Here is a 14,574-nt window from a genome sequence, read left to right on the forward strand (position 1 = left end):
TTAAAGTGAATAATGTGAAACCTTACTGACATCCAACATGACATCCGTTTTTGGCAGTTGTTTGCAATATAAACATTTCGTTCGGCTGGTTTATATATTTTTGCAACTATGTGCCAATATGCTTAGGGTCAATATTTTATTCACTTATTCAACTACTTCGTTACGCCTAAAAATATATGCAAAATTCATGCCACACCAATACATAATCGCTACATAGGCTTTTTTTGGCTATTTCTCAGTATATCTACACAAAAAACAACCAATTAAATTTCTTACTTTGTCTACGTTAGAGAACTTTTCTACATTCTAGAAAAATAAAAAAGATCACTACAGAGCTACAACCCCATAGTGATCAAGGACTTTAATTTTCTCTCACAGATATTTTTTCTTATACCTTTTCAGCTATGTGCTCTACTTCGCCGGCAGTTGAGGCCAATGACTGCATAGTAGAGGCAATTTGCTCAGTTGCATCTGCCTGGCGTTTACTAAGTTCGAATATATGATTAATGATATCAACAACTCCGGTAGTATCATTACGAATATCCGTTAAGATCGTTTTAATCTCGTTTACATAGCTGGCACTATTTGAGGCCATTTTACGCATTTCCTCGGCAACAACGGCAAAGCCTCGACCATGTTCACCCGCCCGGGCCGCTTCAATTGCCGCATTAAGTCCGAGTAGATTGGAATTAGCAGCAATATCACTGACAAACTTCAGAATATCGTCAGTTTTAATAATTTTAGTAAGAACACCATCTCCACCGACTCTTGCCTGATCCATTTCTTGAGCCAGGCAAGATGCATTGGCGCCCAATTCTTCCGTAGTTGCTGCAATCTCCTGGGCGGTAGCTGCGATGGTTGCCGCAACAGTCAATAATTTTTCTTGCTTTTCGAGCGGCTCTATAAGATCCATTACTCCCAGTAAGCGGCCATCATTATCAATAATAGGAATATCACAGGTTCTAACTCTAACACCAAAAAACTCTTTTGAAAGAAAAGAAGACGCTAATTCTTTGGTTTTTATGCATTTTCCAATAGATGAATCAGCCGGAATTTCTGATCCGACTGCCGGTGGCACCCCGTGCTTTTCCTTTATATCCGCCGGTCTAATAGCCAAAACCTGCCTGTCTTTATCCACTATTAGTATCCCTGTGCCTGGATTGCACGCCATTGCAACAATGTCAATACACATGACCAACGCTTCTAATTTGTTCATTTTAGTCTCCCCCGTTACCAGTACTCTTAAGAAGATTCAAAATGTCGACGAATTCCGTTCATTTTGTAAGCATTTGGGAATAGATGCTTTCGACATCTCTCTTGGTTGATAAAAATTTTGTCTGGCGACTGTTTCTCTATCAACCAGATAGGCAATAACAGCGCACACCGCCATGCCTGCCGTACTTATTAAAAAAGGAAATCTTCCCGGCGGTTGTTTGAATATTTCTAAAGCTATGCCGTAAATGATTGGTTGAGCAAATGCGAACAATCCCTGAGTAAAAAAGATCAGACCGATAACTTTCGTTCCGGCCGCATAGGAAACCAGACTAGTAGCTTTCGTTATGGTCACCGGTATATTCATACCCAGGCTTATGCCAATAATAATCAGCCCCAAACTATATATCTCGAAGGTATGGCTTGTGTAGCAAATGTAAAACCCAACAATTGAAATTAGATACGAGAGAGGAAATAAATTGAATCTCAGGACTTTAAATAGTGCGCCAAAGGTAATCGAGGCTACGCAAGTACCACCCGTTAATAGAGCCATCCCCAGTCCGATCGCACTTGGTTCCGCTAGGTGCTCGCCCAAAAGAACAACAGCAGTGTTGGTAAAGATAGAGTATAAGAAAAAAAAGTAGAAACCAAAAATAAGCGCCACAATATATACGCCTAAAGGTAATTTATTCTCACCACGATTGTTCTGAGCAGCTAATTTACCGTTCCTGTCAGGTTCAGGTAGAAAAAGAAAAGGAATAATGAAAAACAATATGGCAATTAAATAGGAAAAAAAGCAATATTGCCAGCGAATAGCTGCCAGATAGCCACCGAGTAAGGAAAATACTACGCCGCTAATGCCGGTAACAGCCGATACGTAACCCTGCATAGTATTGCGCTCTTGACCTTCAAAAAAGTCTACTACTAAATCAGCGGACATTGGAAGGACAATACCATTACCGATACCCAGCACGAAGCGAAATGCTAAAATTAAATATATGTTTGAATTGAAAAACGCGGGTCCGACACCCCCAATGATAAAAAATGTGGCAGCAATGTACAAAAGTGTACGTTTTCTAATCGACTCACATAACTTAGCATAAATTGGAGGAATCACTGCTAACACCATTGGCGGTATAGTAGCAACCATCATGACTATACTAGGAGCTATATTGGGGAATGCCTGCATGATACTTGCTAAAGCAGGTGTTGTTGCGCCGAAACCGGAATCCTGCATAGCAATACATATAATTGCTAGCTTAAGTAGAGTACGATTGGTTTTCATTTTGTTTTCCTCTTTTCAGAAAGCTTTTTCCGTAGAAACCTTTGCTTTCACCGTAAATATATCTGAGACATATGTGGGATAAAAGAATGATTCATTAATTTAATTTAAATTTATCAACTTAACTATCTGTCAGAGAATTCAAGCAAGCTATATCAGGTGCAAGCACGTAAGCTTGCACCTGATATAGCTTGAACAGATTCTTGAGCAATGTCTATGAAATGTATAATACTGATTATTAAAAAAAGAAGTCAAACTCAGCTTTAACCGTTCTCAGTTTACCCGGAGCGCCGTCTGTAGTAGAAAGATTGCTGGCCCAAGCTGTCATGCCAATATTTTTGTCAAACATATACATTGCCGTTAGTTCCGGACCCTTTAATCCATGATAACCAACACTTTGAGAATGGTAAGCTCCAATCCAGTAGTTGTCAGGAGCAATTGTGGAATAACCTTCCGCATAAAGGTATCTGGCAGTTATTTGGAAGGATTTAGCGATACTGGGGATAGCATGACCCTTAGTTAAGCCGATAATATAAGCCTCGTTATTTGTGTCTGCATTAGACCTTGCATAGGTTGCAAAAAAATCCAAATCTTTTGTCAGCATTTTATCGGCGCCAACTTCCCAAATATTTATGTTATCAGAGATCAGAGATTTGTCTGTCCCGTCGTTTTTTACGCTATGATAAGCGGCTTTGAAATTGCTATCACTGGTTAGCGGCACATCAATTGATAAGGAAGCATAATGATTGTCTTTACTCTCGGAAACCAGATAAGTATTAAGAGGGTTACCTGTCCAGTTTTGCCGCAAATAACCATAAGCCAATGATGTTTTAACCTTATCACCAACAGTAAATTCAACACCGTTAAGAGCTTTACGCCCTTGGCAGATAACCAGCGCATAAGCGGGGGAATAATCAAATTTACCGGCTTTTATTTTAGTCGTACCCACTGTTCCCTCAGCATACATCATATCATCGCGTTGGCTTGCGGCTACACCGCCATCCGTATCGAAACTTGTCCAGTATCCACCTGTTCTAGTATCTCTAACTGCTTCAGTTTCAACATTAAAGCTCCATTTATCATTGACTTTGTAGTTAAGATACAGATCATAGCCAATGGCAGGATAGTGCCCTTCATTAGGATGGGGAGTGTCACCAGGGTTAGCAACCCCTTTAAAAACACCTGAATTGTTCCAGACCTGGTCTGACAAATGTAGAAATCCCCAGTATGTAAGTTTATCACTTTTCTTTTCTAATTCACTTACGCGAACACCTAGATTCGTCAATTCTTTAGAATATTCTTGAGATAATTTATTAATAATATCCTTATCTTCCGCGCTTGCTTTATCGCTTTTCTCCATAGCCCTAGCAACGACTTGAGCCATTTCATACCGGGTTAAAAGCTGATCACCGTGGAAGGCGTTGTTACCGTAACCGCTAACAATACCATCCTGTGCGAGCTTGCTAACTGCTCCGTATGACCAGTGGTTTGCTGGTACGTCAGAGAAAGGACCGGCTGCCGATACGGATATATTGGTAAGGCAAAAAGCAGTTAATGAAGCCAAAATTACTATGCTTTTTTTCATTTAATCCACCATCCTCTAAATATTTTGATCGGGAGTGATACCTAAAGATTAAAACTATTTGCAATTTATTTGGCAGTAGTTTTATGCACCTCCTTGGATGTCGCATATTATATATGCAAAAAGCACGCCAACGTAGCTGATAATTTTTTATTTTCTTCGTTGATTATGGTTTTATAAACTATTAAACAGTTGACAAACAATCCAAAATGTTACTGCTTTCAGGACAATCAGGAATGCATCTGTAATTAAGCAATTTAACTGTCAGTAAAATTTTAATACTGAAACTAACTCCTTTGAGGTCATTTATTGTCTACATAAGAGAATTTTTCTATATTTTAGAATTGTTCAGAGAATCAGACGCTTTCTTTTTAATCACCAACAGTAAATTTCTTGCCTATCTCTGCTTGGTCAATAAATTAACAACTATTGAGAACTTCAACTTGCGGACGACAAAAAATAAACCCAGCATTGTAGCTGGATTGGAAAAAACCAAATACATAATCTGTGGTGATTTTCAAAAACTATAGGTAGTGTTGAATTTTTTCTCACTGAATAACCGACCGGGAGGCGATTCTTATGCTGCACCGCAAGCTCAAGGGATGCGAAAGTTGCGTTGAAAGCAGTTCCTGTGAATTTTCCTCGGAGTTTTGTCCTAAAACCGCGCTTGAACTCAAACTTGATAGCGATATAGCTGACGATCCGGTATTCAAAAAGTATTACGAATTTTACCAGCGCTTAAAAAATTAGATTTATCATAGGAGGTTTGCCGTGAAAACTAAAATAAAATACGCTCACGGTAAGGGCTTCAGTAAAAACCTGTCTTCCGTTACCATCATAGCGGGCGCCCGCACCAGTCCCGACATCCAGGAGAACATAGCAAAAGCCCGCGCACGGCAAAATAGCCGCGAACAGGCTCATCAACTATTTTAAACTCTATCATTATTTTCGGATAACCAAAAGCCCCTGCGTTCATTGATGGCTGCCACCTGGCAGCCTATTTTTCTAATTGCTGCAAGATTGACAGCTGCCGGGACGGACCCAATTGCTTCCAGAACGCCTACCACCTCTTCCAAGGCAGCATTGCCTGCGCGCTCCCCAATACCGGCGGCTGTCACACTGGCGAATGCGGCGCCGTTCCCTAAAGCTGACAGTGTATTGGCTGTAGCCAGACCAAAATCATTATGAGCATGAAATTCGATTGGCAGCGAACAGTCGGCACTCAGCTCCCGCATTAACTGCCGGGTACTAAAAGGATCCAACAGGCCAACCGTATCCGCGTACCGGATACGCTCAGCCCCCAGTCGTTCACTCAATTCGGCAAGTTCCAGAAATTGCTCCGGCCGGGCCCGTGAAGCGTCTTCAGCCCCCACGGAAATACGGCAGCCATGATTGCGCGCTACATATACAGCGCGGGTAAGCTGGTCAAATACCCATTTGCGGCTTTGCTTTAGCTTGCGATAAATATGCAGGTCGGAAACCGGAACCGATATATGCAAGAACTCAAAACCACAGGCAAGCGAAGCCGCGATATCTTGGTGACAGGCCCGGTTCCAGGAAAATGCGGTTGCCTTGAGATCGGCGTCAAGAATGAGCCGCATGGCTTCCGCCTCTTCCTGTCCCATAACCGGTGTACCGGCTTCTATCCAGGTTACACCGGCCTTATCAAGCGCTAAAGCAATAGCCAGCTTTTCCATAGCCGAAAATACGATTCCAGCCGCCTGTTCCCCATCCCGCAAGGTGGTGTCAATAAGAAAATCTTGTTTGAATTCTTGCATAAACCGGCTCCTTTCAGCCTGAAAGGTATAAATTTTTAAGCTCGGCATCGCTGATAGCTGTCCTCTTGCGCACCGCCATTGACCGTACGCCGGCCAGCAAGCGCTTGCTTTCCTCCTCCTTTAGACAAATTCCCCAGGCCGCAAATTTAGTTTTAAGTGCCGCGGTTCCCGAGTGTTTGCCGACAACAAGCTGCCGCGTCAGTCCCACCATTTCGGGGACAAAAGGTTCATAGATTTCCGGATCTTTGGTAACACCGTCAACATGCAGGCCTGATTCATGGGCGAAAATAGCCGGGCCAATAATAGCTTTATTGGCAGGTACCGTCCAAGCCAGCAGACCAAGCAGTTGCTGACAGCCAAGTGCCAGTTTATCCGGCAATTTGCTATCGATTCCCAAAAACTGCCGCGCGGCCATCAGCACTTCTTCCCAGGGAGCGTAGCCGCCCATTCCCCCTACGGCTGTCATTATCCAGGTAGCACCGGCTTTCATTGCCGCCAGGGTATTGGCAGTTGCCAAGCCAAAGGCATTGCCGGCCCAAATACCCACAGGGCAGACCAAACCGTTTTTCAGCCTGCTTATTTTGTCAAATAAGCTAAAGGGATTCTCCCTGCCCTGTTTATCTCTGTAAATAACCGCCTGCACAGGCCAGCCTTTGATAACAGGTAACATGCCGGCTAACTCGGCCGGCGACATGCCCTCCACCCCTTCCAGTACTAAAGTAACCTGATCAGCGTATTTGTCGGTTTCCCGAATAGCGGTCTCTATTTCAACCATGTTCGCCTGTGCGGGAAAGGCGCATACCAAAATCACTTTTTTCAAATTGTCCTGTTCCGCATTGAGAAGCAGGTCTTCTGCCAAATCAATGAGCCCATACCGCTGAATATGGTTTTTCAACCCGTCAGGCTCCGCACACCGCTGGTGCGCGTTACAATCAACAACAACCCGGCGAATGCCCAGAGCCGTTAGAGCACCGGCAATCTCCGCCAACTTTTGGCCCGAAACTTGCCGGCTGATAGCTATATCCAAAGTCAGATCCAACCAGATAGGTCTGTTCATAAAAATCACCCACAGCGTTGTTTTCTGATAATTAATTTGATGCCATTGGTCGTACGCTCTGTTTTGTAGTCAAGGCGGCCGCTTATACACTCGGCCTCCAGCCATGGCGGAATATGACTGCATAGTACTTCTACGAGATAATAATTGCCAGCCAACAGTGGCTGCAACACCTGTTTTGATGTCAAGCCACCGCTGCTTTGCTGAATATCTTTCAACGAGACCTGAAAACATCCCGGACCGGTCTCAATAACGGCCGGAGCTGCCTGGGTATTGGGTTCATTACGCCGGGACGCCATTTCTTCCTGAACTAAAATGTATTCCAAAAAATCGGTTGGGCGGCCGCTAAACTCCCAAATACTAAAATCAGCCTGTTCCAGTTCCTTATATAGTAAGCCGGAAACTGACAGAGCCACAAATATGTGACAGTGCCCCAGCCATTGAATGAGCCCGGTCACTTGTCGCCGCACCACCGTTATACCGCTTGCACGTTCAAGTTGAAAGGGCATAGCACTGACCTGCCGCCATTTCCCCTGCTGACGGCGATAAATTACTACTTGCCCCGGTTCTTCCGGGTAAGTCGTTGTCCCGTTATCCCCAATAAATACCGCTATATCGCGTGCCATATTTTCCTCCTTTGCTTTTTATACGGCCGCTGCCGCTTTTAACTCAAGCTGCTCAACCGTATAAAAAAGTCCACTTTCTACGGTATAACAATATTCCACCGACATGATGCCACGCTTTAACAAACGTTTTTGCGCCTGATAACCGATTCTCATTGTTAATACTGCATCGCAATCACTTAATGCCGCCAGAATGGCTTCGCGGCGCTTGTCTTCACTTATACAATCCACATCGCCGTTACAATATTTCTCCAGTCGGCGCGTTTCAATTCGCTCATACCGTCTTTTATTTACCCGGTAAATATGAAATTCCTCGGCCTGGCCAAAATGCAAATCAACCAGTTTGTCAAACTTGCTGGTAACCGCCACCTTATAATGACCGCCAAACGGCACTGGTTTAGCCTCAGCCGGTTCAGCCGGCTTAACTGCGCAGTTTTTAAACTCACTGTTTCGATCCTGACTCAATAGGCCAATCGCATCTGCCCGGCACTGGCGGCAATGCGTCATTTGTTTTAATTCACTGTTACAAGCTGCCCGCATCGCGGTGACATCCCGCATAGCGGTTTGTGGCAAACCCGAAAAAACACTGCCCTGTGCAGGAATAAACGGCATAATATTTGTCAGCGCTGCCCCCAGTTGTTTAACTTTTTTGACCACAGCCGGTATGTGCCAGTCATTTACCATCTTAATCATAACAATATTTACTTTAACTGTAACGCCATGCCCGGCCAGATACATAATGCCTTCCTGTTGATTATTCACAAGGATTTCGGTTCCCTCAGCCCCCACATAGCGGTTGCCCTGGTAATTAATCGTTCCGTAAATCTGTGCTCCGACAACCGGCTCGGTACAGTTAACGGTTACCGTGACATGCTTCACTCCCAGTTTGACAATTTCCGGAGCGTATTCAGGCAGCAGCAAACCATTGGTGGATAAACAAAACAGCATACCGGAATCGACCTTTTTAATGAGTTCGATTGTCTCCCTGGTTTCATTCCAGTCAGCCAAAGCATCCCCCGGTCCGGCTATTCCCACCACACTAAGATTGGGAATGGCAGCTTTCACCTGTTCAAATTTGTTAAGTGCCTCTACAGGGGATAACACTGCACTTGTGACCCCGGGACGGCTTTCATTTGCACAATCAAATTTCCGGCTGCAATAATTGCAGCTAATATTGCATCGTGGCGCTACCGGCAAATGCATGCGGGCATATTGATGCTGGGCTTGACTGGAAAAGCAGGGATGTTTATCGGTAAGCACGCTCGCCATAGAGCGGCCACCTCCTCTCTTAAAGTAAGTCTACGATGATTTACGATAGTATTTTTGGTACATGGTCTGGCGATAGTGTGTATACTTTTCGGCCAGTAATGTATTGGTAATCCGGTCCAGCAGATTCATAGTGCCGGTATACCCAACCGACAACAGCCGCTGTCCGCCTATCCGGTCATGAATGGGAAAGCCCAACCGCACGAGCGGAATATGATCCCGTTCGGTAAGAAAACGTCCGTCCGAATGGCCGATGGCCAAATTAACCCCGCCTTTTTTAGCATACTGCTGCACTAAATCAAAGTTAGGATCCGGCAATACAACTGTTGCGGCTGATATCTCATTCTTAGGCAACAGGCGCGCCACATTGCCGCTTTTATCACCGGTCACGACTACCGGCCGAATCCCATTTTCCAAGCAGAGCTGCGTCACGGCAAAGACAAGTTCGGGATCGCCAAAGATAGCGCTGCGTCCGGCAAAATTATATTTATGGGAATCAATCATGCCATCAAGGAGGCGGCCCCGCTCTGCCTCGATAGCTGGCGGCCGCTTTCTGCCGCTAATGGTTTCGAGTGCCTTCATAAAGGTATCCGTATTTTGAATGCCGATGGGAATAGGTAGGGAAAAAAGCGGTACGCCAAAGTTCTCCTGCAGATATTGTCCCGGCGACACATGGCTATCTAACGTAACGCCCAGTTCGATGGTAGCCGGCGCGCCGGCCATACGGCGAATATCCTCAATCGGCGTGCCGCCCGCGGGAATTTTACTGTAAGTCGTAAGATAAGGACGGTCAAGGGTTTCGGATATATCCGGGCAGATGGTATACGCTAGCTGCATGGCGGCGAATAACCGTTTCAATTCCCGGATATCAGCCGGGCTGCTATTAGGAATGATGACATTTACCTTGTTGTGGTGCTCGGTGTTTGTTGCCAGCGTCTCCACCAGCCGCCTGACGGTAAGCCAGTAGCCGTCGTTGTGACTGCCGCCATAACCCGGAGTACTGGCAGTAACGATAGGCGTGGTCAGCTTTCGTTCCTGCCGGTAATCGGTTACGATTCTGTCAATATCCTCGCCGATGGTTTCAGCCAGGCAGGTGGTAATCACGCCAATCAGGCCAGGCTGGTAAACCTTAAAAATATTATCAAGGGCTTTCCTTAAGTTAGCCTCGCCCCCATATACGGTTCCTTTTTCATTAAGCGAAGAGGAACCGACATCAACAGGTTCATTAAAATGTTCGGCAATGTGCCGCCGCATGTAGGTACTGCACCCCTGAGAGCCATGGACAATAACCATGGTTTGTTCAATTCCCTTGAGCGCCATAATTCCCCCCATCGGCATACACATATGACAAGGATTTTCCATATCAGCCACCTCCTTGTTGAGCGGTATATTGCCATACCGGTGAACAAACCGTGGAGTATACTTCCTGGGCAAAATTGACGGCACCGTCAAAACCACTGAGAGGATGTTTGCGGTTATGATTGTGGTCAACAAAGGCAAGCCCCAACTTGTAGGCCAATGGCCGTTCCTTGACCCCGCCAACTAGCAAATGCGCCCCCTGACCGGTCATAAACCGTTCCAGTTCTGCCGGATTGGCATCGTCCAATATAACCGTACCGTCGTTCACCAACTCATTAATCGTGTCATATTCTTCCTGCCGCCCGGTCTGTGTTCCGATCATGACCACTTCAATGCCAAGTTCCCGGAACTGTTTAATCAAGGAGATGGCCTTAAAACCGCCGCCCACATAGACGGCTGCTTTTTTGCCTGCTAGTTTCTCGCGATATTGCTCAATAATGGGGGCCACCCGGTCAGTTTCCCGGCGAATCAGCACCTCTGCCTTGGCCCTGAGTTCACCGCCGCCCAGGACATCGGCAATATTACGCAGTGATTGCGCCGTATCAGCAAGTCCCAAAAAGGATACCTGTTGGTAGGGGATACCGTACAGTTCCTGCAGCTTGCCTGCCAGATAATACATCGAACCGGCACATTGGACAATATTGAGCGAAGCCTTAGCTGCGGCCTTTATGGTGCCGCTTGTCGAATCGCCGGTAAATACCGTATTGATGCTTATCCCCATCTGGGCAAGATAATCCTCGATAATCCAGGCCTCGCCCGCTAAGTTAAAATCACCTAAATAGTTAATCGTCTTACTGGCAGCGGCTTCGCGCCGGTCAACCGGTTCGATGAGCTGTAATAATGCCTCACAGGCCGCCCGGTAACCGGCTGATTTATTGCCGATAAAACCGCTGGACTCAACAGGAATCACTTCAATGCCATGGCGCTCGGCCGCCGCTTTGCAGACAGCCTTCAAATCATCGCCAATTACGCCGACAATGCAGGTGGAGTAGACAAATACCAGTTTGGCCTGGTATTTGGCCACAAGTTCATCAATGGTCCGGGACAGTTTCTTTTCACCGCCAAAGATAATGTCCTGCTCCCGTAAATCGGTTGTAAAACTGTTCCGGTAAAGTTCGGAGCCGCTGGACAGACTGCCGCGAATATCCCAGGTATAGTTGGCACAGCCAACCGGTCCGTGAACCAGATGAATGGCATCAGTAACCGGATTCAGCACCACCCTGGCGCCGCAATAAACGCAGGCTCGCTGACTCACACAACCGGCAATGCTGTCCGCATCACATTTGAGTGTGTTTTTCCGTCTTCCCTTGGTTGCAATAAATTGTTCTCTCTCCGAGATGGCCGCAGCTGTCTCGCTCATTTTTCTCACCTCCTGCAAGCAACTACATGACTAATTCAAAATCCTCATCGGCGGCATCGCGGTCCGCCCGGTCTAAGAGCGCGCCGCTTATCTTCTCGATAAGCCGCATAGCGCCGCGATAGCCAACAATCGGCAAATAGGAATGAACACTACGATCCAATATCGGGAAACCAACCCGCACCAGCGGAATATCTTCCGCCCGGGCGATAAATTTGCCGTAGGTATTGCCGATAATCAAATCAACCGGCTCATTTTTGATCCATTGATGGAAGGTAAACAGATCACCGCCTGCCTTGACATTGGCTGTCACACCTGCCGGCTCCAGCATAGCCTTAATATCCTCTTCAAAGCTGCCAAGCCCTGAACCAACGGCGCCGCCCGGTGTTCCTGTCAGGATGTGAACAGGTTTCATTCCCAGACTCAAAACAAATTCCGTCATACCAGTCACAATATCCGGGTCGCCAAAAATTCCAACCTGTTTACCGTGGAAATGAAAGTGAGTATCGGTCATAATATCGACCAACTGCCCCCGTTCCTCTTCCAATTCGTAGGGAACCTCTTGGGAAAACGCCCGGCGCAGGGCCATAAGCAGCGCATCGGTAGCCTTAATTCCAATCGGTGTTTTCAGGACGGTGGCCGGTACTTGGCATTTCTTGGACAATAGCTCGGCAGCATCGCTGGAGGCAAAACGTCCAAGCGCCAGGGTTAGTTTGGAATTACCGCTGTCTTTGATCTGCGCTACGGTAGCTCCTCCCTTGGGATACATGGTAAACTTGCCTGTCATAGGCGAGTCCAGCACGCCTGAAGTGTCAGGAAACATGATCGAAGTAACGCCCATTACCCTGGCCATTCGTTTTATTTCCCGCATATCGCCTGGATTAACAAACCCGGGAATGAGGTTGACCTGCTCCTTTTTTAGCGGCGTAGTCGCTTCGGCCAAATAATTGACCATGCCTTTGGTCATATTGGAAAAACCGGTAACGTGAGATCCCTGGTAGCTGGGAGTGTTGGCGTGAATCACCACTTTGCCTTCCGGAATCTCCGCTGCTTTAATAAGACTGGGAATATCATCACCGATGGTCTCGGTGAGGCAGGTGGTATGCACAGCCATAACATCCGGCTTATAAATGGTAAAAACATTTTTGATGGCGGTTTTCAGATTGGCACCACCGCCGAATACCGAGGCTCCCTCGGTAAAACTTGATGTGGAAGCCATGGCCGGTTCCCGGAAATGCCGGGACAAATGCATACGGTGAAAAGAGCAGCAACCCTGAGAACCATGACTGTGCGGCAAACAGCGATGAATGCCGAGAGCGGCGTACATGGCCCCAATGGGCTGGCAGGTTTTAGCCGGGTTAATAACGCCGCCGCTATTACGTTCTTTGTATTCTTTTGGTGTACAATCCAGCATGTTAGGCCACTCCTTCCTCATTTACAGTACCGGTCAGCAAGGGTTCATCCTTCCATGGGGGAACAATAAAGTTCCAGGTAGGTGATGCGAATCCCATGCTTACGTCGCGGGCAAAGTTCACTGCCCCGTTAAAACCGGCATAAGGGCCGCTGTAGTCATAAGAATGCAGCTGTTTGGCCGGAATACCCATCTTCTGGATTACATATTTATCCTTGATGCCTGATGCAAAAATATCAGGTTTGAGAAGCTTGATAAATTCCTCGGTTTCAAAGTGATTGAGATCATCCACAATAATACTGCCGTCTTTCATGGTCACATTCATGCCTGCATAGTAGCTTAAGGGAATCTTTTGCTTGAGTTCTTCCATTTTTTCCGGCGATACCTTCAGCCGGAAACGCCGCTCATCCGGACTTACATGCAGTTCGGGAATATTCTTGGAATCGGCATCTGTTTTGATGGTTGGAATAACCTGACGTCCTTCATAATCGTCCCTGTGGGCAAATTCATAGCCGGCTAACACTGTCTCAATGCCGATTTCGGCAAACAATCCTTGATAATGATGGCCGCGGGATCCGCCGACAAAGCAGAATGCCGTCTTGCCCTGGCAGATTTTCCTGTAGGGTTCGATAAGCGGTTCGATCCGCGCCACCTCACGGGCAATTACTTCCTCCGTTTTAGCAATGAGCTCCTCATCACCAAAATAGGTCGCCATATTTCTCAGTGACTCGATCATCCCTTGAATACCGATAAAGTTCACTTTTAACCACGGTGTGCCATACTTGGTTTCCAGCATTTCCGCAATATAATTGATCGAGCGGTGGCATTGAACCAAATTAAGTTCTGCCGTGTGGGCGTTTTTGAGTTCTTCATAGGAGCCGTCGCCGGTCATAACAGATACAATCGTGTAGCCGATTTCTTTTAAGACCCGCTCAACTTCCCAACTGTCACCGCCAATGTTGTACTCTCCCAGAATATTGATCGGATACTTGCCGGGAGCCGTTTCCGCACTACTAGCGCCAATAACCCGATCCATTAAAATATTGTTGGCAATATGGTGACCGGCTGACTGACTGACTCCTTTGTACCCTTCACAACTGAAGGCGAGCACAGGCAGTCCGTGGCGGCTCTCGGCAGCCTTGGCGACAGCGGCAATATCGTCACCGATCAAGCCTACCGGGCAGGTGGCCGAAACCGTAATGGCATGGGGATGGAAGATCGCTACTACCTCGTCAATGACCTTGGCCAGTTTCTTTTCGCCGCCAAATACAATATCGCTTTCCTGCATATCGGTTGATACGCAATAGTTCATAAAATTCTGGGTGGGATCGTCGGATTTCGCTTTATTGCGGCGAGCTCCCCAGGTATAAAAGCCACAGCCGATGGGTCCGTGGGTAATATGAACCATATCCTTAAGCGGGCCAAGCACAACGCCCTTGCAACCGGCGTAGGCACAGCCGCGGTTGGTAATAATACCGGGAATCGTGCGGGTATTGGCCTCAATTACCTGCGCGTCTTCCACTCCGTCTTTAATCAGGATGTGTTTTTTGCGGTTTTTCTGGACTTTAGACGGATATTGCTCCAGAATCTCCTGTAGCTCCTTTTCAGTAACAGCCATGCTGCTTACCCCCTTTACTTCCTTACTAACAG

At 46.7% G+C, this 14,574-nt stretch carries 13 protein-coding genes; 2 read left to right on the forward strand and 11 right to left on the reverse strand.

The window, feature by feature from the left end:
- Window positions 1–388: 388 nt before the first annotated feature.
- The 3 genes from BLR65_RS31290 to BLR65_RS02330 form a co-directional block, all read right to left on the reverse strand.
- Window positions 389–1,216 (reverse strand): methyl-accepting chemotaxis protein, encoded by an 828-nt coding sequence (locus BLR65_RS31290; protein ID WP_093792091.1) that lies wholly within the window; start codon window positions 1,214–1,216, stop codon window positions 389–391.
- 36 nt (window positions 1,217–1,252) lie between these two features.
- Window positions 1,253–2,497 carry an MFS transporter gene (locus BLR65_RS02325; protein WP_093792093.1) on the reverse strand — a complete coding sequence of 415 codons (1,245 nt, stop codon included), beginning with the start codon at window positions 2,495–2,497 and terminating at the stop codon, window positions 1,253–1,255.
- A gap of 235 nt (window positions 2,498–2,732) precedes the next feature.
- Window positions 2,733–4,079: an S-layer homology domain-containing protein gene (locus tag BLR65_RS02330; protein WP_093792095.1), complete on the reverse strand. Its 1,347-nt coding sequence runs from the start codon at window positions 4,077–4,079 to the stop codon at window positions 2,733–2,735.
- A 576-nt stretch (window positions 4,080–4,655) separates the two neighbouring features.
- Between BLR65_RS02330 and BLR65_RS29400 the strand changes: the two genes are divergently transcribed.
- Complete coding sequence (locus tag BLR65_RS29400; protein WP_169716818.1) at window positions 4,656–4,826, forward strand: hypothetical protein; 171 nt, start codon at window positions 4,656–4,658, stop codon at window positions 4,824–4,826.
- A 21-nt stretch (window positions 4,827–4,847) separates the two neighbouring features.
- Entirely contained in the window at window positions 4,848–5,009 is a 162-nt protein-coding gene (locus BLR65_RS29405; protein ID WP_169716817.1) for a hypothetical protein, read from the forward strand.
- Here BLR65_RS29405 and BLR65_RS02335 read toward each other — a convergent pair.
- Genes BLR65_RS02335 through nifD form a run of 8 tightly spaced genes read right to left on the reverse strand, consistent with a single transcriptional unit; the run spans window position 5,006 to window position 14,542 of the window.
- Entirely contained in the window at window positions 5,006–5,854 is an 849-nt protein-coding gene (locus BLR65_RS02335; protein WP_093792491.1) for a beta/alpha barrel domain-containing protein, read from the reverse strand. The two genes, BLR65_RS29405 and BLR65_RS02335, sit on opposite strands and share 4 nt — an antisense overlap.
- 13 nt (window positions 5,855–5,867) lie before the next feature.
- The gene (locus BLR65_RS02340) at window positions 5,868–6,911 is read right to left on the reverse strand and encodes a homocitrate synthase/isopropylmalate synthase family protein (protein ID WP_093792097.1); all 1,044 of its coding nucleotides are present in this window, start codon (window positions 6,909–6,911) and stop codon (window positions 5,868–5,870) included.
- A 5-nt stretch (window positions 6,912–6,916) separates the two neighbouring features.
- Window positions 6,917–7,534 (reverse strand): Fe-only nitrogenase accessory AnfO family protein, encoded by a 618-nt coding sequence (locus BLR65_RS02345; RefSeq protein ID WP_093792099.1) that lies wholly within the window; start codon window positions 7,532–7,534, stop codon window positions 6,917–6,919.
- A gap of 18 nt (window positions 7,535–7,552) precedes the next feature.
- Window positions 7,553–8,800 carry a nitrogenase cofactor biosynthesis protein NifB gene (gene nifB, locus BLR65_RS02350; RefSeq protein WP_093792101.1) on the reverse strand — a complete coding sequence of 416 codons (1,248 nt, stop codon included), beginning with the start codon at window positions 8,798–8,800 and terminating at the stop codon, window positions 7,553–7,555.
- Between the two features lie 30 nt (window positions 8,801–8,830).
- Window positions 8,831–10,159, reverse strand: a complete 1,329-nt coding sequence (locus BLR65_RS02355; protein ID WP_093792103.1) for a nitrogenase component 1 — start codon at window positions 10,157–10,159, stop codon at window positions 8,831–8,833.
- A 1-nt stretch (window position 10,160) separates the two neighbouring features.
- Window positions 10,161–11,516, reverse strand: a complete 1,356-nt coding sequence (gene nifE / locus BLR65_RS02360; protein ID WP_093792105.1) for a nitrogenase iron-molybdenum cofactor biosynthesis protein NifE — start codon at window positions 11,514–11,516, stop codon at window positions 10,161–10,163.
- A 22-nt stretch (window positions 11,517–11,538) separates the two neighbouring features.
- Window positions 11,539–12,927 (reverse strand): nitrogenase molybdenum-iron protein subunit beta, encoded by a 1,389-nt coding sequence (gene nifK / locus BLR65_RS02365; protein WP_093792107.1) that lies wholly within the window; start codon window positions 12,925–12,927, stop codon window positions 11,539–11,541.
- A gap of 1 nt (window position 12,928) precedes the next feature.
- A complete protein-coding gene (gene nifD / locus BLR65_RS02370; protein ID WP_093792109.1) occupies window positions 12,929–14,542 on the reverse strand; it encodes a nitrogenase molybdenum-iron protein alpha chain in 1,614 nt (537 codons plus the stop codon).
- Between the last annotated feature and the right edge of the window lie 32 nt (window positions 14,543–14,574).

Source organism: Sporomusa acidovorans (genome assembly GCF_900101845.1).
Taxonomy (GTDB): Bacteria; Bacillota; Negativicutes; order Sporomusales; family Sporomusaceae; genus Sporomusa; species Sporomusa acidovorans.